16 protein-coding genes are annotated in these 23,488 nt (G+C 51.2%); 5 read left to right on the top strand and 11 right to left on the bottom strand.

The annotated features are described in order from the left end of the window. Positions 1-49: 49 nt before the first annotated feature. The 3 genes from JIN82_RS13515 to JIN82_RS13505 all read right to left on the bottom strand — a co-directional run bounded on the left by JIN82_RS13515 (position 50) and on the right by JIN82_RS13505 (position 6,605). Positions 50-4,474, bottom strand: coding sequence for an Ig-like domain-containing protein (locus JIN82_RS13515; protein WP_200312185.1), 4,425 nt, complete (start codon positions 4,472-4,474; stop codon positions 50-52). Positions 4,475-4,771: 297 nt separating this feature from the next. Further along, complete coding sequence (gene lysA / locus JIN82_RS13510) at positions 4,772-6,058, bottom strand: diaminopimelate decarboxylase (RefSeq protein WP_200312184.1); 1,287 nt, start codon at positions 6,056-6,058, stop codon at positions 4,772-4,774. A gap of 91 nt (positions 6,059-6,149) precedes the next feature. Further along, on the bottom strand, positions 6,150-6,605 hold the full coding sequence (locus tag JIN82_RS13505; RefSeq protein WP_200312183.1) for a CAP domain-containing protein: 456 nt from the start codon (positions 6,603-6,605) through the stop codon (positions 6,150-6,152). Between the two features lie 175 nt (positions 6,606-6,780). Between JIN82_RS13505 and JIN82_RS13500 the strand changes: the two genes are divergently transcribed. Next, positions 6,781-6,966, top strand: coding sequence for a hypothetical protein (locus JIN82_RS13500; RefSeq protein ID WP_200312182.1), 186 nt, complete (start codon positions 6,781-6,783; stop codon positions 6,964-6,966). Positions 6,967-7,046: 80 nt separating this feature from the next. Further along, entirely contained in the window at positions 7,047-9,269 is a 2,223-nt protein-coding gene (gene priA, locus JIN82_RS13495) for a replication restart helicase PriA (protein ID WP_325099514.1), read from the top strand. A 234-nt stretch (positions 9,270-9,503) separates the two neighbouring features. Here priA and JIN82_RS13490 read toward each other — a convergent pair whose 3' ends face one another. Then, positions 9,504-10,718: a transposase gene (locus JIN82_RS13490; RefSeq protein ID WP_200312181.1), complete on the bottom strand. Its 1,215-nt coding sequence runs from the start codon at positions 10,716-10,718 to the stop codon at positions 9,504-9,506. Between the two features lie 56 nt (positions 10,719-10,774). Continuing rightward, complete coding sequence (locus JIN82_RS13485; protein ID WP_200312180.1) at positions 10,775-10,927, bottom strand: hypothetical protein; 153 nt, start codon at positions 10,925-10,927, stop codon at positions 10,775-10,777. A gap of 306 nt (positions 10,928-11,233) precedes the next feature. Between JIN82_RS13485 and lexA the strand changes: the two genes are divergently transcribed. After that, positions 11,234-11,845, top strand: coding sequence for a transcriptional repressor LexA (gene lexA, locus JIN82_RS13480; RefSeq protein WP_200312179.1), 612 nt, complete (start codon positions 11,234-11,236; stop codon positions 11,843-11,845). Between the two features lie 121 nt (positions 11,846-11,966). On the opposite strand, the gene JIN82_RS13475 is transcribed toward lexA, so the two are convergent. From JIN82_RS13475 to ispG, 3 genes are read right to left on the bottom strand one after another with little or no spacing between them, the layout of a single operon-like run. Then, on the bottom strand, positions 11,967-15,437 hold the full coding sequence (locus tag JIN82_RS13475; protein WP_200312178.1) for a YihY/virulence factor BrkB family protein: 3,471 nt from the start codon (positions 15,435-15,437) through the stop codon (positions 11,967-11,969). Positions 15,438-15,493: 56 nt separating this feature from the next. Next, positions 15,494-16,378: a 50S ribosomal protein L11 methyltransferase gene (locus tag JIN82_RS13470; RefSeq protein WP_234042022.1), complete on the bottom strand. Its 885-nt coding sequence runs from the start codon at positions 16,376-16,378 to the stop codon at positions 15,494-15,496. A 29-nt stretch (positions 16,379-16,407) separates the two neighbouring features. After that, complete coding sequence (gene ispG / locus JIN82_RS13465) at positions 16,408-18,210, bottom strand: (E)-4-hydroxy-3-methylbut-2-enyl-diphosphate synthase (protein WP_200312188.1); 1,803 nt, start codon at positions 18,208-18,210, stop codon at positions 16,408-16,410. Between the two features lie 595 nt (positions 18,211-18,805). On the opposite strand from ispG, the gene JIN82_RS13460 reads away from it, so the two are divergent. Next, entirely contained in the window at positions 18,806-20,053 is a 1,248-nt protein-coding gene (locus tag JIN82_RS13460; RefSeq protein WP_200312177.1) for a porin family protein, read from the top strand. A gap of 204 nt (positions 20,054-20,257) precedes the next feature. After that, positions 20,258-20,446 (top strand): hypothetical protein, encoded by a 189-nt coding sequence (locus tag JIN82_RS13455; RefSeq protein ID WP_200312176.1) that lies wholly within the window; start codon positions 20,258-20,260, stop codon positions 20,444-20,446. Positions 20,447-20,925: 479 nt separating this feature from the next. Here JIN82_RS13455 and JIN82_RS13450 read toward each other — a convergent pair whose 3' ends face one another. The 3 genes from JIN82_RS13450 to JIN82_RS13440 form a co-directional block, all read right to left on the bottom strand. Continuing rightward, positions 20,926-21,831: a uracil-DNA glycosylase gene (locus JIN82_RS13450; RefSeq protein ID WP_200312175.1), complete on the bottom strand. Its 906-nt coding sequence runs from the start codon at positions 21,829-21,831 to the stop codon at positions 20,926-20,928. Between the two features lie 85 nt (positions 21,832-21,916). Continuing rightward, the gene (locus tag JIN82_RS13445; protein WP_234042020.1) at positions 21,917-22,630 is read right to left on the bottom strand and encodes an alpha/beta hydrolase; all 714 of its coding nucleotides are present in this window, start codon (positions 22,628-22,630) and stop codon (positions 21,917-21,919) included. Between the two features lie 268 nt (positions 22,631-22,898). Next, positions 22,899-23,390, bottom strand: coding sequence for a DOMON domain-containing protein (locus tag JIN82_RS13440; RefSeq protein ID WP_200312173.1), 492 nt, complete (start codon positions 23,388-23,390; stop codon positions 22,899-22,901). Positions 23,391-23,488: the final 98 nt, after the last annotated feature.

Raw genomic sequence — 23,488 nt, 5'->3', positions numbered from 1 at the left:
GCGCGGGGGTGGGTGCCCCCGCGCATTTTTTTTGGCTAAAATGTGCCGCTTAGTGTTTTGTCACCTCGATGCGCAGGAAGAGTTTTTCCTCGCCGGCTAGTTCATCTAGCTGGATTTCATTGCTAGGTGGCGTCGCTGAAATGACTTCGCCCGTAGGCTCCCAATGGATCAAATCATTAGATTTCATCAGCTGATAGGTACGGCCCTCAGCACTTGGCCAGCTGAGGCTGAGCGAATCGCTATTGACCACTGAGCTGAAGCTCAGCTTGAACACTGAGTTAGGGTCATGTGGGTCAGTGCCTGCGATGATTTCGTCTTCATCAGAAACGCCATCACCGTCAGAATCAATCGCTGATAGATCCAGCGCTTCTAATGAAACTGGAATGCTAAGGTAACGAACTAGATAGAAGGAACGTGAATCATTACTGCCCACCTCATTGATCAGCATGTGGCCATTGAATACGATGGATTCCACGTCGCTAAGCGCTACGTGAGCGTCCGCAATGTCACCCAGATAGCCCGCGCCTTCGAGCCAGTTACCACTCACAGTTAGATTCTGTAAATGTCCAGCTAGGTTGGACTCTGGCAGCAAGGTGTCGGTGCATTCATAACGGTAGCTGCCATTAATCGTAGCGATGCTCAGGCTATAGGTCACCTGATAGGATCCGGTATTTGCGCCGTCGCCAAATTTTCCATCCGCTGTCCAGTTGTTCAAATTGAGATCCCATTGGTTGACGTCAAGATTCACGTTGGCAATGGCGATTTCCTCAGCTGGCATGCCTAACTCAACTGCCAGCTGGCTGCCAGTTTTGGTCATCAGCTGGAAATCAAACTCATCTCCATCCTCGCCAGTTCCCGCGACGATATTGAAGGCAACTTGCTGTCTAGCATCATTGATATCTTTACGCCAGTCAGGGGCTTCAGTAGCATTTTGTACATAATTGCCATCAGCGATGTTAGGATCAACAATCAGCTCCAGCTGAGTTTCAGCAAGCACGGTAATAATGACGCTTGCCTCCATTGCTTGTCCGTCTGCATCGTAGCCACGATAGACAAAGCTATCCTGCCCAACAAAACCACCCGCTGGCTGGTAGCTAAACGAACCATCGGCATTGAAAACTAGCTGGCCGTTGCTAACATCTGAGACTAACTCAACATAGGAAACATCCAGATCATTTTCCATCACCCCTGGCGCAGATACAGCCATCTGCTGGTTGCTAAACATCTTGTAGGCGTCATCTTCCACGGTCATCTCTACTAACATCACAGATAGGTCGATGCTTTGACCAATCAGAGTGTGATAGGAAGTTGCCGAGTTTGTTGGCGTTTTTATGATTTCAGAAATGCCCACAAAAGCAATGTCCTGCACGGAGTTCAGCAATACATTGGCCTGTGTGATATCACCGAGGAATCCCTCACCTGTGACCCAAGTTTCAGATGCAGCTAACTCTAGCGGGAATGACGCGCTCTCCGTCGTTGGCAGTAGCGAACTCACCACAACTTTACGATAAACGCCCCTGCTCGTGGTGATGTCGATGCCATAGCTGATTTCGATTTCTCCGTCAGAGTCGCCAAACTTGCTAGATCCATCAGTCCAGCCAACAAAACCAAATGTCCAGCTAAGTGGCTTGAGTTCAATGCCAGTGATCACCGCCTGATTTTGCTCAATAGCGAGCTCGCTCGCGATTTCAGCGGTGGATTTCGCCTGCAAGTTGAAATCTTGTAAGTCTCCAACAGCCCCTGCTTTGTCGTTGATGTCATAGGTGATGCGATCTGCTTTTTGGCTTCGCCAATCTGGCGCGTCGCCTGTGTTAGACCGATAGTCAAAACTCGTGATCTCTGGGTCCACCATCAGCTCGATAGTCGCCTCAGTGAAAACCTCAATGGTCACCACTGCTGGAGTACTCGCCCCGAGGCTATCAACGGCTTGATAGGCAAAACTAAGCAAACCGCTAAAACCTTCAGGAGCGCTGTAGCTAAAGGATCCATCAGCATTCAACTGCAGATCACCCACGCTAACATCAGCCACAAGAACCACACTCAAAGCATCCCCTTCAGCGTCGCTATCATTAGCCAGAACACCTGGCGCTGCCACACTGAGCAGTGAGCCATTAGCTGGCGTTTTATAGCTGTCATCATGAGCCAGTGGCGCCTTGTTTGGAATCGAGACAACTAACTCATCGAGATAAACCATAGAGCTAGCTGAACCGTGGTTTTCAAAACGGAATTGCGCATTGGCTGGCAATCCAGCTGGTGAGAATCGATGCGCTGGCACAACCACATCACCGTAATGAAACTGATGATTAATGAAATCAACATTCGGTTCAAAGCTAGCCACACTCACCCACTCAGCGCCATCGAAGAAGGAAAGCGAAAATGATTCTCCATCAACATAGGACTCAGCTAGATACCAAAAGGCCAGCTTGACTGACTCACGCTCAGAAACATCTAGCGGGCTTGATAGAGTCAGCTGAGAGCTGCTGCCACTATTACTAAGTTTCACGCAGTTCTCGCCCTGATAGGCTACAGCAGCATCTGTATGCAAAACGGCATCGGCTCCAGCAGACTGCCAGCTACCCAGACCATTTTCAAATCCATCACTTGTTAGCGGCTGCCAGTTAATCAGCTCAGTCGCTTCAACTTCGGTTTCTAGCAGGTATCGCCACTGCGGCTGCAGTCCAGCCAGCCGGTACGCTGGTGTTTCTAGCATCTCAGCTGTCGGCTCGGTTTCATAACCTTTCTCCAGTAAATTATTGCCGAAGTCCTGCTCAGTTAGATCGTCAGGGTTAATGACTCCACCTTCATAACTTAACTTGGTCCAGCCAGTTTTTGCATCCACGCCTTGGTTATTATTAAAAGCAAAAGTGTTGGATGCGTCGTAGCCAATATTACCATCAATATGCGCATTGGCGCTATATTCGTCGAAGAACATAATGCGCGAGTTTCCTTGGTTGAGCGCCTTATTGCCGTCATGAATATGGTTGTGAGCAATCAAGGTGCCCTGCATATCGCCGAGGGTATAGATACCTCCGGTATCTTGCACGATGTTGTTATAGTTATAGATGTGGTTGTAAGTCACCGTGTGGGCCTGACCGCCGCCCCACCATCCAACACTCGGACCACCGTAAGCGAGGTCATAACATTCGTTATAACTGAAATCCATGGCATCTGAATGTGGATTGAAAATAGGATGTGAGCTCGGATAAACACGCCCAATCGCATGGAAGCTATTGTTCTGGATCGTGTAATCATTGCTCGAGTAATTCTGGAATTTAATTTCAATCCCACTACCACCTAGGTCGGCAAATTCGCAGCCTAGCACTTTATTGTTAGTCGATGAGCTACCAAACTGCAATGCTGTCGCCTCAGTATGTAAAAATCGACACTTCACAAAGCTGGAATTTTTCATGGTTCGACCTTCAACCGCACCGCTGATAGATTTCCAATAGGAACCACCACCGCCGCCAAAATCCAAATTCCCCTGCACTTCGCACCAGCCAGAATAGCTACTGCCAGTAGCTGATCCACGCGGCAGCAAAAAATCGCAATGAGCGAAACTAACATTGTAGAAATGTAGATTGCTCACGTCGTTGAAATACACCATGCGATTTTGCATCACTGGGGCAATCACCTCCAAGGAATCAATATCCTCACCTATGCGTGGCATGTAATAACACCATCCGCTAGAACGATCCAAATAGAACTCGCCGGGAGCATCGAGAAAGTCTTTAGAGTTTTCGAAATAGACAACCTTGGGGTTCTTGTTCACCAAATAGTGGCCGAACTCTTGTGAGTGTGGGCCCTCTAGGGTGAAGGTCCGCGTAGCCTCATCAAAGCCCTCGAAATATTTGCGGTGCGAGCTCCAAACACGTAGAATGACTAACTCTACCTCGTCTTTGTTTTCCCAATCGTTAGCTCTAGCAACCATTTCATCCTCAGCTAGAAGATTACAGGTATAGGTTGATTTGTCGGGGAAATAGGTCTCACAGTCCAGCGTCCACTGGTTAGAACCATCGTCGTTAGGATAACGGGCACGCATCGCACGCTTGCCATTGACAAACAGCTGGCGGAAGTACCAATCACCGCTCTGCACTTCTGGGATTTGTGTCGCCCAGCTTCCGTCTGGCTGTAATTGCCAGCCAGAGATCTCTTTGCCACCACTGATCATGGCATTTTCGCCATCCCGTGCCATCCAAGTGACCCGGTAACTGCTATCTGCATCTGCGCTGGTAAAGGTAAGTTCAGAGCTAAGCTCATAACGGCCATCGTGTAGGATGACTTGCAGGTCTTCCTGCAGACCCGCGCTTATCAGCTCGCGCGCTGCCGTCTGGGCTTTCCCTAGTGTCTGATAGGGGCTCGCCTCGCTACCATCGTTAGTATCCTTGCCTGAGGGGGAAACATGCACTTCTGCAGACTGCCCCGCAGTCATACCACACAGGCATGACAGCAAGAATAAGTTCCGTTTTATTCTCATTATGTTTTGTGTCTGATTATTGCTGACTAGCTAACAGTCATTGGGTGATCAACCCCGCTAGCGCGAGGAATCCATCACACAAACTAATCTAGTTAGCCGTCAATCTATGACACAAATAATTTAAACGGACCCTTAAAACCTCCTTTGGCAAAACCTCACAACTGTAACTAACAAAATTACTTAGGCCGATTTTCACCTGTCTCAGCTAGCGCTGAAAATTTTCTGCGTTTTTTGACACAAAAAAACGAGCTGAAGGTTGCCCTCCAGCTCGAATAGAAATTATGAATATGTGGAGGCTTACAGCTCAGCGGCGATCAAGTCATCTAATGACTGACGCTTGCGGATTACTTTGGCCTGATCACCGTCTACCATGATCTCAACTGGCATCGGGCGAGTATTGTAGTTAGACGCCATGGTAAATCCATAAGCACCTGAGCTGAGTAGCGCGATGACACTTCCAACAGGGAAGTTAGGCAGCTCAGCATTTTGCATGAAGAAATCACCAGTCTCACAGATTGGGCCAACGACATCCATCTTGATATTGTCATCTCCAGCTGGCTGAGCCACGGGTACGATCTCGTGATGGCCTTCGTACAGGGCTGGGCGGATGAGATCATTCATGCCGGCATCTACCACCTTGAATGTCTTAGCGCTGCCCTTTTTCTCATACAGACACTGAGTGAGCATCACCCCGGCATTGCCGACGATGTAGCGGCCTGGCTCGAGGAGAATTTTCAGCCCGAGCTCTTTGAGCTTAGGCAGCACGCCAGCGGCGTATTCTTCGATGGTCAGCGGGCGCTGCTCTTCTTCTTGAGCTGCCCACCACTCTGGCTTGGCTGATTCTAGCGCAGGATCGTAAACGATGCCTACACCGCCGCCGATGGAGAAAAATTCGATGCCGTAGGTGGCCTTGAGCTTAGCTGCGAGTGGGGAAACTTTTTCCACCGCCTCGATGAATGGGCTCACTGAAGTCAGCTGAGAACCAATGTGCATCTGCAGGCCGATGAGCTTGACGTTTTCCAGCTGGGATGCGCGCTCGTAGGCGGCTTCGATGTATGCAAAATCAACGCCAAATTTGTTTTCGGACTTACCAGTAGAGATATATTTGTGGGTCTTGGCGTCGACATTTGGGTTCACGCGGAAGGCGATTGGCGCCACTTTGCCCATCTCACCAGCCACCACATTGATAAATGCAGCTTCTTCTTCGCTCTCAACGTTGAAGCTGTAAATCCCCTGCTCAAGCGCGTATTCAATCTCAGCGCGAGTTTTGCCCACACCAGCAAAGGTGCACTTTTTCGGGTCGCCACCAGCTTTGATCACGCGGAATAGCTCACCGCCCGAAACGATGTCAAATCCGCTGCCCTCTTCCGCCAGCAGGCGCAATACAGAGAGGTTGGAGTTCGCCTTCACCGCGTACTCTACACAGTGGTCGATCTCAGCCAGAGCTGCATCCAGACGGCGGTAGTGATCGAGGATTGTATTAGCGCTGTAGACATAGGCTGGCGTACCGTACTGCTCAGCAATGTCCTGCAAATTCACATCCTCACAGTGCAAGGAACCATTCTTGTATTCAAATGAGTGCATGCCCGACTGATACTGGATGCACCTCGTCTTGCAAGTGTTAAAGAACGATCCCGCACTGACAAACCAGCTAGCTGGCTAAATGGCAGCAAAACTAGCTACCATCTTCTGCGGCATAAACTGCCGTCCAATGGTTGCCTACTCGCCCAATGCCTACGTATTCGTATTTTTTCCCCAGCATGTTTTTGCGGTGCTCAGGGCTCTTCATCCAGATATCATTGCAAACTTCCGCGCTGTTGCAGATAGCTAGGTTCTCTGAGCTGGATGAATGTGGATAGTTCTGGTCGAGCATGCGCTCAATGAAACTCGTACCACTCGGGCATACGTGCTCAAAATACCCACGCTTTACCATGTCTTGTGAATGCGCTTTAGCCGCGCGTGTCAGTCTTGGTTCAGTTTTCAATGGCTTCAGCCCACGAGCCTGGCGCTCACGGTTCATCAGCACTAATAATCCCTGCTCGTTATCCGGTACTGGCTGGCTAGCTCTCAGCTCAACTACAGCATCCTTCGCAGATTTTTCTGAACCCCCAATAGAACACGCACTTAGCATGCCCACTGACAATAGAACAAATATCGGTCGCATCATCGGCGCTGATTTTAACCATTTAGTAAAAAATCTCAAAATCTAACGTTCATCTAGTTCAAACTTCTGTTTTCTCAGCCAACTCGTTCATCCAGCTAGAAATTTCACTTGCACCCAGCATGATGACGATTATTTTCAGCCTATGAAGAAAACCTTTTTCTCGCTCATTGCAGCCGCCGCTACCGCACTGGCCTTTTCATCATGTGCCAGTGAGCCCACATCTGAGTTCAGCCCAGCTGGCCCACAAAGCAACGCTAGCACCATGCCACAAAACTTGCCACAAGCAGGTGAAGGCGCTGGCATGTTTGGCGCCCTGCAACAACAGTAATTCAGCCGAAATAATTACAAATTTTCTCCAGAGCAAGGATCCTCCTTGCTCTTTTTTTGGCTCTCAGCCATTGCTTGAGCGTGTCACTTTTTGGTCCCAGCCCAGCCGCCCGAGTTCTCATCGATGGCCCCAACGAACTCGTCTTCGACTACGCCATCCCCGAAGGCATGAATCCCATGCCCGGCTGCCGCGTCAAAGTCCCCCTGCGCAACCGTAACTCCACCGGCACCGTGCTCGACGTCATCGACAATGACCAAGACCTCGGGTTCTCCCTGCGACCACTCAGCTCGCTCATCGACGAAGAACCACTCGTCACCCCCAAACTCATGGAGCTCGGCCACTGGATGGCCAAATACTACAACGCTCCCATGGAACAAATCATGCGCGCGCTGCTGCCCGAGTCCGTCCGCCAAGAGCTGCATTCAGAAAAAACTCGCAAGGTCGTTGTCCTAGCTAACAAGCCAGATGAAGAAGCCGCCGCCAAGCTGGCCAAACGTGCGCCCAAGCAATCACTCATCATCTCACTGCTAGAAGCAGCTGGCGGAGAAATGGCGCTAGCTGACCTAGGAGGCTCGTCCATCACCTCATCTATCAAATCCTTAGCCAAAGCCGGCTACATCACCACCAAAGATGAAGCCGTGCGCCGCGATCCAGATCAAGGCGAAGAATTCCTCCAAGACGAACCACTCAAACTCAACGACGAACAAGAAGTTGGGCTGGAAATCATCACCAAAACCATAGACGACGGCGGCAAACCCATCCTCCTCCACGGCGTCACCGGCGCAGGAAAAACCGAAGTCTATCTGCAAGCCACCCAGCACGTCATCAACCAAGGAAAAAGCGCGCTCATCCTCGTGCCTGAGATTGCCCTAACACCGCAAACCGTGCAGCGCTTCAAATCGCGCTTCGCTAACATTGGCGACGCCGTAGCCGTGCTCCACTCTAATCTATCACAAGGTGAACGGTTCGACGAATGGCACCGCATCCGCAAAGGCGAAGCGCGCATCGTCATCGGTGCCCGCTCAGCTGTCTTCGCGCCGCTCTACAAGCTCGGCCTCATCATCGTCGACGAAGAACACGAAAATACCTACAAACAAGAAGTGGCACCGCGCTACCACGGTCGCGACATGGCAGTCCTCCGTGCTCATTTTGAAAAATGCGCCGTCGTGCTCGGCTCAGCTACACCATCATTAGAAAGCTATCAGAACTATCTAGCTGAAAAATACCAGCTGGTAGAGCTGAAAAAACGAGCTGATGACCAATCCATGCCCATCATCCGCATCATCGACATGCGCATTGAGTCACACAAACACAAAGGTGCCATTCTATCAGATGCGCTGCGTGGCCGCATGGATAACAAACTCGAAAAAGGAGAACAAATCATCCTCTTTCTCAACCGCCGTGGCTTTGCCCGCTCACTCCAGTGCCCAGCTTGCGGACACGTCTGTGAGTGCAACCATTGCGCAGTCCCTCTAACCTATCACCGCGCCGAAGAACGGCTCATTTGCCACATCTGCGGGCACCAAGCCATCGTGCCAAAAAACTGCCCAGAGTGCAACGACCCCGCCATCCGCCTGCAAGGGTACGGCACAGAAAAAGTAGAGGGTGTACTGCAGAAGCTCTTCCCGCGCGCCAAAGTCGCCCGCATCGATGCCGATGCCATGCGCAAAAAAAATGCGCTGAAAAACACGCTAACAGCATTCCGCCAGAAAAAGATAGATATAATTATCGGCACGCAGATGATCGCCAAAGGGCTGCATTTTCCTAACGTCACACTCGTCGGTATCCTCAATGCCGACCTCGGACTTCACATCCCAGATTTCCGTGCCGGCGAGCGCACATTCCAGCTGCTCACTCAGGTGGCTGGTCGCGCTGGACGTGGCGAGCTCGAGGGCGAGGTGATCGTGCAAACATTCACCCCACACTCGCCATCTATCCAATTTGCTCGCCACCATGATTTTAATGGTTATGCCGATCAGGAGTTAGAATTCCGCTCGCAATTTGGCTACCCGCCATTCACCCACTGCGCGCTGCTAGGAACGCGATCATCGCACGAGCGCCGCGCTGAGTTTACCCTAGAAAATATCCACCAAAGGCTCGCCAAAAACCTCCCTGAAGGCATCTATCTAGGCGAACCACTTCCAGCTGCGCTCACCAAAGCTCACGGGCAATATCGATTCCAGCTGATGCTGCGCAGCCCGTCTGCTAGACTGCTCAGCAACTACGTCAACAAGATCCTAACGGCCACCCCACCACCTGAAGACGTTACCATCGTATTTGATATGGATGCCATGGGGTTCTAGTTGCCTTCTCTCTAGCAAACATCTCAAGCGAAGCCATTTTCCAGCTGGAAATTCTGCATTTTCTTGCATGGTGACCATCCATTTCCCAACTGAGATGAACTACCAACCAAACTAACACGCGAGTGAGCTAGTTGGTAGCCAGATGTTCTAGATGGAAAATTTAGTGCTACATGTGTCACACTGCAGCATCGATCTCTGGCTGAGAATTGACTCGTTAATATACTTTCCAGCTACCTAACTCGTACCGCGAAATCCGCGCAGGCTGTAGAGTTTGCTAGGACTTTCAGCTGGCTGGCCAGCTGAGGTGATAGGCTTTGCGCCTTGCTTGCGTTTCTTGCCAAACTTTTTGCGGTGAGTTCTGAATTGATTGTTGATGAAGGCTTTGCCGCCGATGGCCACGCCGTCGGTGAAGTATTTGATCTTGTGCCGCAGTAGCTCGGCGGGTGAGATTTTGCCCTCTCTAGCACGTTCATTTTCTAGCTGGGATTTGGCATTTTCATCAGTCACGGCTGCGTCTTCTATCAGCCAGAGTCGGTAGCGATGGGCGTTTTTCCTCCAGCTAGTTTGTGCCACGCGCATCACCTCGCAGAGCCCGTAACGACAGCGTTTGCTGCCAGCTAGAGCAGCCGCGTAACCGCACCAGCGGTAGTCTTTGGGATCGCTAACGATGCTCGCTCTAACTGGGTTCAGATCGATGTAGGCGGCGATGGCATGAAGCGCGGTGAAATCTTCACCGGTTTCGTGTTCTGCTGGTTTGTTAGCAGATTCTACCAACACGCTTTTGTAGCGGCCCATCCAAAGCGCGCCGCGTCTACCGTGAGTTTTGTTATACCATCGGCTGTAGCGCTCTTTGAGTTCTTTGACGAATTTTTCTAAGTTACAAAAACGCTCTTTGTATTTAGTTAGTTGCTCATCAGCATAGCGCTCCATGCCTTTGGCGCGCATGTGCGCCAGCTCGGCTCGCAGCTGGCTGATGTACGCTTTGCTATACAGCGTTCGCAGGTGCTCGATCAGCCGCTCTTCCCCTTGCTGCTTGGTTTGCGACGGTCTTTCGTCTGGCCGACCGTGTGATTCGTAGGCTTCAAATTTGGCATTGAATTTCACCCTGCTAGGCACGCGAATGAGCAAGTGAAAATGGTTATCCATCAAACAATAAGTCAGGATTTTTATGCCTGAGAAGCGCGCCATGCGCCACATGATGCGTAAAAATGCTTCTTTTTCCTGGTCGCCAAACAGATAATCTCCTCCCGCCGTGCGGCTCATCACGTGGTAACAGTAGGAGTGCTGATCATCACCAACAATACGCACATGCCCGCCAGACGGCGGCGCACAAATCATGCCCGCCGCGCCACCAGAAAAACCCGTTTTACAATCCGCCAGCTGCAGCGGCGTCAGCGGCTTCCTTGCCGCTGGTTTTTGTTGATTCAGCGTTGGTTCTGGAGATTTCATAATCACAAATATCGCACAGAATCAGTGGCTTGCATCTAAAAAATGCCGTGCATCTTTTAATTACCCACATGCCCGCCAGACGGCGGCGCACAAATCATGCCCGCCGCGCCACCAGAAAAACCCGTTTTACAATCCGCAAGCTGCAGCGGCGTCAGCGGCTTCGTTTCCGCTGGTTTTTGTTGATTCTGCGATGATTCTGGAGATTTCATAATCACCAATATCGCACAGAATTAGTGGCTTGCATCTAAAAAATGCCGTGCATCTTTTAGCTACATAATCACCAATATCGCACAGAATCAATGGCTTGCATGCAAAAAAATGCCGTGCATCTTTTAATTACCCCCATACACCTTTTAGTTAGTCAATCAGGCTAAAAGCCATAACTCGCAACTTCGATGCAAAAACGCGTCTCATGGGCCCGGCCACTCCAGTCCACGATAGCGCGGCTTATGACAAATCCCCTTGTCAATCATCCAACCCTAAAGTATGTTCTCTCGAACACTGTTCACGAAGTCATGAAAGAGTCACTCACCAAACGCCAACAAGAAGTCTTTGATTACCTGAAAGAAATGCACCACAAGTCTGGCGTGATGCCCTCATCGCGTGAAATCCAGCGCCACTTTGGTTTTGCCAGCCAGACTGCAGCCATGAGTCACTTACGAGCACTCGAAAAGAAAGGTGTGATTGTTCGCCTACCTGGACGCGCCCACGGAGTAGTCTTTCCAGAAGAGCTCGATCGCGAAGAAATCATCGACATCCCAGTCTACGGAAATATCGCAGCTGGTTTGGCACAGGCGAGTGAACAAGGCAATGAAGGCTGTATCTCTATCGACATTGCCACCTTAGGCATCCCACGCAACGCGCGCACCTTTGCGCTCAAAGTCCACGGCGAGTCGATGATTGACGCCCACATTTGCAGCGGTGATACGGTGATTTTAGAATTTCGCGAGCCACGGCCAAATGACATCGTCGCCGCATTGATTGACGGGGAAACCACCCTCAAACGCTACATCGTCAAACGAGGCAAACCCTACCTGCAGGCAGAAAACCCAGACTTCCCAGACCTCATTCCAGCCAGAGAACTGATCATTCAGGGCGTCTTGGTCGCCCTGCTCAGAGCTGCCTAAGTAGGTCGCGCATCATCCATTCGTGCTCCACTAGTTGGGAAAAAAAACAGGCCACACAATGAAGTGTGGCCCATATTGGCTGATCGTGGAGCCATGCGCGCCGCGACCAGCGATCTAGAATTTACCCTTGCTGCTCTTGCTGAGGCGGGCCAGGAATCAATCCTGGTCTAGGAGGCACCATTGGTTTTGGTTTTGGTTTTGGTGTCAAATTAGTTGTAAGCACGGATTCCTGACGAGGCACCTTAGGAACTAGAATAGAGCGAGTTCCTGATTTCTTACGAGCTTGGCGCATCAGCTCAGCCTCAATCTTTTCGGCTTCTGCCTGGGCGGCCATTGCCTTTGCTGCTTTATCTTGCTGAGATACCATTTCACCTGCACCTATGCCTTTATTAGCTGAATTTTGAATTTCTTCATCCATGATGATTGTTCTCGTTTCAATTTGGACCTGGTGGTCTAAGGAACTATTTACAAGATCCTGACCTGCAGTATTTTGTACAAAGTCATAGTCGTCATTTACAGCTAATTCTTGTTCATTTTTTTTTACAGGTACTAGGCGAATGATTTTCTCATTTAGATCTGGGTCGACCTCTTGAGCCAATGGCTCCCAGCTCAGACCAGCAGTTACCTTTTCGACGACGACCTTATGCTCAGTAGCTTCTCGTTCAGCGGCTTCGCGGTCGGCAGTTTCGCGAGCTGCAGTTTCTCTGGCAGCGGCTTCGCGCTCAGCTGACTCTCTTGCAAGAACCTCGCGCTCAGCGGCCTCTCTTGCAGCAGCGGATTCTCGCTCAACAGTCTCTTGCTCACCGGTCTTTTTTTCAGCAGCCCGTTGCTGAGCTAACTTATTCTCGGCAGTCTTCTTCTTAATAGATATCCTTTCCACCATCGCACGCAACTCGTCGACGGGTGGCTCTGCAGCACGTTGCTCGGCGGCGGCTTGTGCAGCTGCACGTTGTTCCGCGGCGCGTTGCTCGATGGCAGCATGTTCGGCGGCAGCTTGCTCGGCGACAGCTTTTTCAGCTGCACGTTGCGCAGCAGCACGTTGCTCAGTGGCACGTTGCTCAGCGGCAGCTTGTTCAGCGGCAGCTTGTTCTGCAGCAGCTTGTTCAGCAGCGGCTTGCTCAGCGGCGCGTTGTTCGGCGGCGCGTTGTTCAGCGGCACGTTGCTCGGCGGCAGCTTGTTCGGCGGCGCGTTGTTCGGCGGCGCGTTGCTCGGCAGCGGCTTGCTCGGCAGCAGCTTGTTCGGCGGCGGCTTGTTCAGCGGCGCGTTGTTCGGCGGCGCGTTGTTCAGCGGCAGCTTGTTCAGCGGCGCGTTGTTCGGCGGCGCGTTGTTCGGCGGCGCGCTGCTCAGCAGCACGTTCTTCTGCGGCACGTTGCTCGGCGGCAGCTTTTTCTGCAGCAGCTTGTGCGGCAGCGGCTTGTTCGGCAGCAGCTTGTTCCGCGGCTCGTTGTTCGGCGGCTCGTTGCTCGGCGGCACGTTGCTCAGCGGCACGTTTTTCAGCGGCGCGTTGCTCAGCGGCGGCTTTTTCTGCGGCGGCTTTTTCCGCGGCAGCTTGTTCGGCGGCACGTTGCTCGGCGGCGCGTTGTTCTGCAGCACGTTTTTCGGCGGCACGTTGCTCGGCGGCACGTTGTTCCTCAGCACGTTTTTCGGCAGCACGTTTCTCGGCGGCAGCTTTTTCGGCAGCACGTTGCTCAGCGGCGCGTTGCGCAGCAGCACGCTTTTCTGCGGCGCGCTTTTCAGCGGCGCGTTGCTCGGCAGCGCGTTGTTCAGCGGCTACTTTCTCAGCAGCTGCTCGTTGAGCAGCAGCACGTTCTTCCGCCGCGCGTTGCTCGGCAGCGGCTTTTTCAGCAGCGGCACGTTGTTCGGCGGCATGTTGTTCTGCGGCGCGTTGTTCTGCGGCGGCTTTTTCCGCCACAGCACGTTGAGCAGCAGCATGTTGTTCAGCGGCAGCTTGTTCAGCGGCAGCTTTTTCAAGAACCGCCCGTTGCTCCGCAGCACGTTGCTCCTCGGCTTGTTGTTTGGCTGCGCGTTTTTCGGCAATGCGTTGTTCGGCCTCGCGTTGTTGCGCAGCCGCTTTTTCAACAGCAGCACGTTGCTCAGCAGCGCGTCGCTGCTCGGCCGCTTGTTCAACTACGGCACGTTGCTCGGCGGCAAGTTTTTGCTCTTTAGCTTTTGCAGAATGAATCCTCTGCTCAGCTGCAGCTCGTTCAGCGGCGCGTTGTTGAGCTCTTTCTTCCTGAGCGATAGCTCTCTCAACTGCCTTTTTATCCTCTAGAGGAACGGGCTTCTTATTAACTGCAGGTTTTACTGCAGGCATTTGAATATGAGATGGCACGCTTGGTCGATCTTGGCTAGCGCCAGCTGTTGGCGCGGCATTTCCAGCTGATGGTACATTGCTCTGAGGTGAAGCATTTGCGCTAGACGGTTTGCCGATGACAACTTTGGATACCTCAGTAAACTCTTCTTCCTCAGCCTCTGCAGATGGACGTTTTGGCGGCAATTTAAAATCACGGGAAAAACCAGCTTCTACAGGTGACAGTGCTAACCGCGGTTCGACAACTGGCTCAGGTTTCGGAGCCAGCTTGATCTCTGGCATTTTGACGGCTGAAAGTAAGCTTGAGAAAGTCACCTCTTCTCGCGCGTTGCCATTGGCCATTTGCTTTGCCTCGATCACTTCTTTGATGGTTTCCTCTAGGTTTTCAGGCTCATCATCAGGGCCACCACTGGCAATTCGATTACTCACTAATTCGGCTGAACATTCTGCGCCAAATAGGAAAACCTGCATGGAAAAGTAGATCCAAAATAAAACCAAAACCAGGGCGATAGCACCACCGTATAGTGAGCCAACCGCGGCGTGTTTGAAATAGATGGCGAGACCAAATTTCAAAGCTGTGAGCATGCCCGCGCAGATGGCTCCACCAATCAATGCTTCTTTGAATCTAGGTGGTCTAGCTGGCAGCCAGCGCAGAATCACTGCGGTAAGCATCACCACACTAAGGAATGAGATCAGCGGAGATACGTAAACAAATAAGTTGAGCGACATGCTCACGCTATCCAAATGGCTTTTCAGCAGGCCCAATAAGGTTTCCAAGATCACGGAGAGCGCAATCATCGCTCCCAGACTTAATAACATCGCCACTGACATGAGGCGCGAAATAATGCCGTAGACGGCGGCTTCTTTGCCTTTCTTCTTTTTGCGTTCACCAAAAACCTTGCCTAAAGCATCGCGTAGTTTGGCGATCACTTTGGTGGCTGAATAAAAAAGCACAAGTATACCAATTAGCGGTAATTTTCCCGCTGACATTGATAGCTGATTATTGAGTAATTGAGCCAAATATTGGCCGACTCCCTCACCTGCCAGCTCGGTAGTTTCACTAATAAGCTGTTGAATTGCAGTAGCTCGGTCAACAAACAAGGACGCAACTAATACCCCAGCCACCAAAATGGGGCCGAGCGAGACGAGCGAATAAAAGGCCATAGCGGCGGCCTCATCCGAGTGTTTGTGTTTCCACCAGCGCACGCCAGCGTTGCGCAAAACTTGTCCGCACTTGACTACCGCATGCCGCAGGTCATCCAACGTGGGTGATGATGACATAGCTTTCATGACAGAGCAGAAGCTATGCTCGTTTTAGCAACTTGACAACGCCAGATCTACCCTAGCCGTGCGCGAGCACTCACCCATTTGCCACGAGTAAGCACATCAGAAAATACTAGACCCTCTTCTTCTGCACATTCTTGGGTCTCTGGCCACTGCTCTTTGAGGATACCTGATATGATCAAATATCCATCATCCTCAAGAGATTCGACAATCGTTGGAAACGCCTGCTGCAAAACCGTGGAAAACAAATTGGCGACCACAACTCGATACTTTCGGCTGGGCTCCCAGTTTAAAACATCCGCTTGCCCTATATCGATAAATTTCTGGCCATTGAGCTCCACATTACGCTGCGCCACAGTCACCGCTGCGGGGTCAAAATCCAGCGCCAATCCTGAGTCTGCCCCAAGCATGCGAGCGGCGATGGCCAACACGCCTGAACCACAACCCAGATCGAGAATATCCCAGCGTTGACCATTCTTTTTCAACTCACTAGCAACATCCACCAGGAAGCGCAGACAGTTAGATGTTGTCGCATGATCGCCAGTACCAAATGCCATGTCGGCAGGAATCTGCACGATGTGACGACCTGGAAATTCTTTCTCCAGCTCAGCGCGCGCCTCGGCATCACGCTTTTGAGTGACAATCATCTTGCTGCGAATCTTAATAGGCGGTCGGTCTGGCTCCACCATGGCGGCCCAGTTTTTATGCACGAGCTTACGCACGCTACCGCCAAATTGCTTTTGGATGTCGAGCACCTCTTGCTCGGTTTCCGCGTATACCTCCACACGCGTAGATTTCCCGCCTTTCAGCACGTTAATCACCGCATTTGGATTGCCATAGAAGCGCTCTTCCCACGCGTCCATCCACTGAATGCCAGACAATTTGGACCAAACCCACATGTCGTCCTGCATAACATCCATAAAATTGTCATTCAACATAATTTCATCTCCTAACGAAGTGCAACAGGTTAGATGTCAACTACTTCCGTAGGCGCCTCGATCCAGCGGTCGTGTTCTTTGATCAAGTCGATCAATCGCTCAACAGCCTCATCTTCTGGGATGTTGAATTTCACTGCTTTCTTGCCCACGTATAGGTTAATCTTGCTTGGCGCACCTCCAACATAACCGAAATCGGCATCTGCCATTTCTCCCGGTCCATTGACGATACAGCCCATCACCGCGATGCGAACGCCTTTCAAATGGCCTGTTGCTTCACGAATTTTTTGTGTCGTTTCTTGTAGGTTAAACAATGTGCGCCCACATGACGGACAGGCCACATAGTCAGTTTTGAAGATACGCGTGCCAGCTGCTTGCAAAATATTGTAGGCGAGCCTGAGGCTCTGGCCCGGTGCTTTTTCCCCCTGAATGATGATGGCATCACCGATGCCATCGCAGAGTAGCGAGCCGATATTGCGCGCGCCTGTGAGCAGGGCGTCGAGGAACGGCTGACCGTCATCGTCGCTCACAGTGAGCGTATCTTTGAGTAGAATTGGATGTTTTTTATCCAGCTTAGCCGCCAGCATGCGGTACGCGTGGATCACGCCCATCTGCACGCCATCGGCCACGGCAACAATTTGTGGAGCGTCCGACTGGTTCACGGCAGAAATAGCGGCATCATCACGCGGATCTAGCTGGGTCACCCCTGCTTGTTCGAGCACGATTTCTGGCTGAAAATCACCCATTTTGTCGAGCTTATGAGACACGGCGTCCCATTTCTCCTGCGCGGTGAAAACACGCACGGTATTGGCTCCGCCGACTTTGAATTCACCCAGCTCAACTGGGCTGGACTCACGTCGCTGGTAGCTGAAAGGATCGTAGCTGAGTGGCAATTTGACGTCCACTTTGGCGTCTTTGCCAGACTGAGCCAGCTCGAGGTTTTTCACCATTGCCTGCGCGACTGGAATTTCATGCACTGCATCTTCTGTGAGCGATACACGGATGGTATCGCCAACGCCATCAGCTAGCAGAGAGCCAATGCCAATGGCACTTTTGATGCGACCGTCTTCACCGTCGCCAGCTTCCGTCACCCCTAGGTGGATTGGATAATTCCAATCTGGCCCCTCGGCGTCCAAACGCGCTACCAGCAAACGGTAGGCTTCGATCATTACCTTCGGGTTGCTCGCCTTCATCGAGAAGACGAAGTTATGGAAATTCTCACCACGCGCAATGCGGGCAAACTCCAGCGCACTCTCCACCATGCCCAGCGGCGTATCGCCGTAGCGATTCATGATGCGGTCAGAAAGCGAACCGTGGTTGGTGCCGATGCGAATCGCACGACCAAGCTCACCACATAGCTGCACCAGCGGGACAAATTCCTCGCGGATGCGCTCGAGCTCCTCTTCGTATTGGTCATCCGTATACTCACGGATTTCAAATTTCTTTTTGTCCGCGTAGTTTCCTGGATTCACACGGATTTTTTCCACCCACTTCGCCGCTTCAAATGCCGCGTCAGGTTTAAAATGAATATCAGCCACCAATGGTACATCACAGCCAGCCGCGCGCACACCATCACGGATGTGTTCTAGATTCTCTGCATACTTTTTTGTCTGCGCGGTAACTCGCACAATCTCACAACCAGCTTCAGCCAGCTGCAAAATGTCACGCACACAAGCCTCAGTATCGCGCGTATCAGAGGTTATCATGGACTGTACGCGAATGGGGTTATCGCCACCAATCTCTACATTCCCCACCTTCACCACACGAGTGCAGCGGCGCTGGTAGGAAAATAAATCCGCACAGTAAGAAAGTTCAGAGTGAGCCACATCAGTCATTGCCACGGTGTATAGCGTGAAATCACCAACACGTCTACACCCGTATCCATTCATCGTGCTACAAATCCAGCTAGCTACGTATGCAGTAATAAAAAGTTAACGGTAACATTAGGTTCCAAAAACAACCACCTTACCGATGGCTCAGTAAAGTGGTTTAGTGAAGTAGTAGTTAATGATGGTTGGACGCTTATTCTCCTTCTTCAGGATCTCCCGCGTCAACGAGCTCTCACCTCTTGATCGCTCTTACACCCATGATACGACCCTCCCTATGAGAAATGTGACAAGCACTGAGAAAAAATGTTACTTTTTCTTTCCGGTCACCCAGAAAAACCACTGAAGTCATTGATGATAAATGGATGACTTCATCACTCTGTGTTAACAAAAAATTTCAAAATGGCTGATAAATGATCCCCCTAGCTAGCACCGAGCTGAGCACAGCTGAAGGCGCACACATCCGTTCGTTCGCCCTATCACCAAAAAAGCTTAGCTTTTCCCAAGAGAAGCGATGACATCAGCCAGTAATTTTGCTTCACTTTTATTGCAGAAGTAGGCTCAGCCATTACGGCTGGCCGTAACCATCAGACTCACTCACAAGATGCACACACTAGAAAAACTGGCTGCCATCGGCGTAGCCGCCATCCTGCCTATCCCAGCACTCGCTGGTGAAGCCGCTCTCACCCCACAACCAGAAGCCAACGATGGTAACTGGTGCAGCTGGATCTCAGGAAAACCAGGTGTCCTCTACAAAAATGACGACAACCCATACGTCCAGAAACTCGAAGTTTTTGGCCGCTTTCACTGGCAATACGGCCACGTTGACGCCGAAGACGCCAATGGTGACAGTTTTGACTACCAAGTAGAAGAAGTGCGCCGCTTCCGTCTCGGCGCAGGCATGAAATTCCTCAACCACTGGGACATCCGCGCCAATGCCGACCTCACCAGCGACAATGCCACACGTGGTGTTGACTTCGGCCAGAACAACCTCGGATACAAAGGACTCTTCGAAGCCAAACTCACCTTCAACGCAGCCAGCGCATTTGACCTCGACTCCGTCGACACCCTCACCATCGCAGCAGGCCGCCACCTACTTCAGCAGTCTGGTGAATTTGCCGTTTCCTCTCGTTTCATCAAAACCGTAGAACGTAGTGCCCTTGGTAACTACGGTCACCCAGGTAACTCCACCGGTCTAGTCGTCAAAGCCAGCAAAGACGAACTCAGCGGCCACCTCGGCATTTACTCAGGTGATGCCAGCCAAGAATTCTCACGTTTCACCACCAGCCAAATCTACGGCGGTAACCTGCGCTACGACTATTCACAAGCAGCTGGATTCGATAAAGCCTACGTCGACTGGCGCATGCTTTACAACGCCGACACTCAGGTGAACCAAACCTACAAACAAGAGTGGACAAGCTCACTTAATACCATGATCGAACACGACCGCTGGACATTCCTCGGCGACTTCATGATCATCAAAAATGGCAAACAAAGCGACGCCAACTACGAGCGCGGTGGCAACATCTGGGGCATCAGCGTGATCCCTACCTACTACCTCATTCAGGACAAACTTGAAGCAGCCTTCCGCTACCAATACGCCAAAGCCGACCGCGACGAAGGTTTCCGTATGTATTCACGCTACGCCACCGCAGCTGGCTCAGTGGAAGGTGCCGACATCAACAACGGATACGGCGACGAACACCACAGCATCTACGCCGGCCTCAACTACTACCTCTGCGGCGACAATACCAAGCTCATGTTTGGCGCGCAGTGGGACGACCTGTCATCAGCTGGCGACACCGTCTACCGCGGTACCACTCTCTACGGCGCATTCCGTATGTATTTCTAGGATAGCAAACAAGCCATCCAGACACACAACAAACTGAGGTGAGGCCAACTCGTTGGCTTCACCTTTTTTTGTCGTCAAAAATCCAGCCAGCTCACGAAAAAATAGCTGAAAATCGAGGGGAAATCTGGTGGGCAGCCCCAGGAAAAACCTCAAGAAAAACCCGAATAGTATCGGTCCATATCGTCGGAAAACGCTGTATTTATAATGATTCTGCATCAGCACCCTGAAAAATGCCGTGCATTATTTAGTGGCCTAGTAGCCATTCCGTCCACCCACCTCGCCAGCAATTTTCCAGCTGACCCACAGCTGATGAAGCTGACCCAGTTCGGCTGGCTCGAAACCATCCACCTGCGGAAAAAAACTCACGGAAAACCTCAGGAAAAACCCGAATAGTATCGGTCCACATCGTCGGAAAACGCTGTAGTTACAATGATTCTGAATCAGCGCTCTGAAAAATGCCGTGCATTATTTAGTGGCCTAGTAGCCATTCCGTCCACCCACCTCGCCAGCAATTTTCCAGCTGGCCCACCCACAGCTGATGAAGCTGGCCCAGTTCGGCTGGCTCGAAACCATCCACCTGCGGGAAAAGACTCACGGAAAACCTCAGGAAAAACCCGAATAGTATCGGCCCATATCGTCGGGAAACGCTGTATTTATAAGGATTCTGCATCAGCGCTCTGAAAAATGCCGTGCATTATTTAATGGCCTAGTAGCCATTCCGTCCACCCACCTCCTCAGCAATTTTCTGGCTGACTGGTGTCAGTCCACCCCAGCTAGCGAACGCAGGCCAACCACACCCCAACATCTACCATTGCTCTGGTCTCACCATAAAACCCACACCATCAGGGCCGGCTACTTCCACTGCGCTTAGCTTATTTCTTTTTCAAGAAGAACCCACGCTGGCGGTCGGTTACTTCCATGCCGCATCGTTCCATCACGGCCAGCATGTCCTCCCAGACTTTGCGTTTTTCCGCAGTGTCCTCGGTGTGCAACAGGTAGCTCGGGTGGTAGGTCACTCTGACAGGCGTGCCATTCCAGTCGATAAATTTGCCACGCTGTTCATCCACAGCGATATTCTCACCAGAGAAAATTGCGGATGCCGTCGCTCCGAGAGCCACGATGCATTTCGGTTTCACCGCATCAATCTCACCAAGCAAAATAGGCATGGCAGCGCGAACCTCAGCTTCGTTAGGTTTACGGTTATTTAATGTCTGATTGGGCAACATCGGGCGAAACTTCAACACATTAGTTAGGTAAACTTCATCGCGGCTCAGATTCATCGCCTTGAGAATAGCCTCTAACTTCTGCCCCGCTGGCCCAACAAATGGTTTGCCCTTTTGCTCTTCCTCATAGCCAGGTGCTTCACCAACAAACATGATATCGGCATCTGGTCTACCGCTGGCAAATACATGACGGTTACGTACAGATTTTAGAGCTAACAATGGTCGCCACGATTTGCTATGTTGCCAGAGTTCATTCAGCATTCCCTTCGCATCGTTAGACACTAGCTGGATAGCAGCCAGCTCAGCTGGTTTTTGCGCGACCACCTCATCAGGCTGACTGAGAGATACCTTCTCCCCCTTACTGACAGCCTGCGGTAGCTCGGCTAAATCCTGAGAAGCAGCAGCTCTGCCACCACCTGCAGGTGTATTTTTGCCCACCGCGCGCTGGTAAAAAGCACGCAAAATCCCACGAGCAGCGTCATCGACGTAAATGCTCTTTTGTCCTTTTTGCTGATACTGATTCAGCAGGTTGATGAGAAGCTCAGCGGCAGCCATAATGCGATCATAGTAGGATCTTGCGCTGTGTCTAGCTCAAGGTCACCCCATCATTAAGTCGGAGAAATCACTCCGCTAACAGAAATTAAAGATGTCGCTTCAGCCAAGCGGCAACGGTGTCTACCAGCTCAGCATTGTGGTTTTCAAATGAATGATGCGCATTAGGCAGCTCGACGAGCACCTTGGGGTCACGAATCACATCCATCAAGCCGTGGCTATCTTTTGGCAGCACCACATCATCCAGGCCACCGTGGAATAATAACCAAGGCGCACGCACTTCTTTAGCGGCACTCAGCACATGGTCGATGCTATGCAGGTCATTGTGAAAAGCCTCAGAGTATGGATGCTCTTCTTCATTCCACATATTACCTTTCCCTGGAATTACATTAGCAAAATGGCGCTTAATAAAATCTCGCGTATACACCATTCCTGCTAGAGAAACGAGAACCTTGATGCGTTCATCACGCGCCGCAGCTAGAGCGCCCACAGCAGCCCCCATACTATGGCCAATATAAGCAATGCGTTTATAGGATTTCACCTGATCAAGCACTGCGCAAAGATCTTCCACTTCTTTAGAAATAGTAACCTCTTCAAATTTCCCATCAGACTCACCATTGCCCGAATAAGACAGACGCAAGCAAGGATAGCCCGCCTCAGACAGAGAATTAGCCAAATCTACTAAAATAGGACGGTCTTTATTTCCTGTCAGCCCGTGGCCTAAAATAACGAGAGTGTCTGATTTCTGTCCTTCGTGGTAAGAAAAGTCCAGCTGCTCACCGTGCTTGTTGTGCAATTTCATGAGTGAGGGCATAGGAGAAGGAGCTATTGAGCTGATCATATAATGAGGATAATAACTGCAGCTCGGGCGCATAAGCTCCTCGCTGAGATGGCTGCATCCTTGCGTTTTAAATCGATGATAGCAAGTCTATCTATTTTTTTCCTCAATAGCTGACACAAGTTCCCCCAGCAATGTCTGGCCCATCAATACTTTCTCTAGTCACACCTAGCAGAATTTGTCATTCATCTAAGATAGTAACGGAAATACGTAGTTTAACCTAACTGCAAATTCAGCGGGCGAATACCGCTTTACCATCCACCACTTCGATGCGGCTGAATTTCCGCGGTTGATGAAAATCAGGAACCTCACCAGCCAGCTCATTGGCGCTCAGGTGAACTGGATCTGGGGAATTCACAACAAAACTAACATTGGCTTTCGTTTCCGGCCCAAACCCAACCCGAGCTCGCAACATATCCAGAGGAATAGCCATGGCTGCCACCCAGGTGCCCGACTCTGAACTATCAGCAAAAGTATGCACTCCCGGCATGACAATATCTTCCATGCGATCGCGTATCCTTGGAGCAACAAACTCCGCTTGCCACCATGCACCGTTAGACGCTAAGTTAAATTCAATATATCGGCCACTAACAGGGTCTGCAAAAAACAGCTCCGCAACATCGTACTTCCACAAGTCAGCGGTAAACTTTCCTGGCTGAGCATCTGGGTGAATGACAGCTGGCTGGCTTCGTGTCACCACAAACCACAAGTTTTCCTTATCCATAGCTAATGCAAACCCGACTGGTTTATCCAGCGATTCGCCATGCCATGACTTCGCCAACCCGATTATTCCAATATCGAGGGCTCCCCATTGCAAAGGGG

Origin of the sequence: Persicirhabdus sediminis (genome assembly GCF_016595495.1) — a bacterium.
GTDB classification, from domain to species: Bacteria; Verrucomicrobiota; Verrucomicrobiia; order Verrucomicrobiales; family Akkermansiaceae; genus Persicirhabdus; species Persicirhabdus sediminis.
Note: the sequence above shows the minus strand (reverse complement) of the source record. Positions and strands in the feature narration are given on the sequence as shown.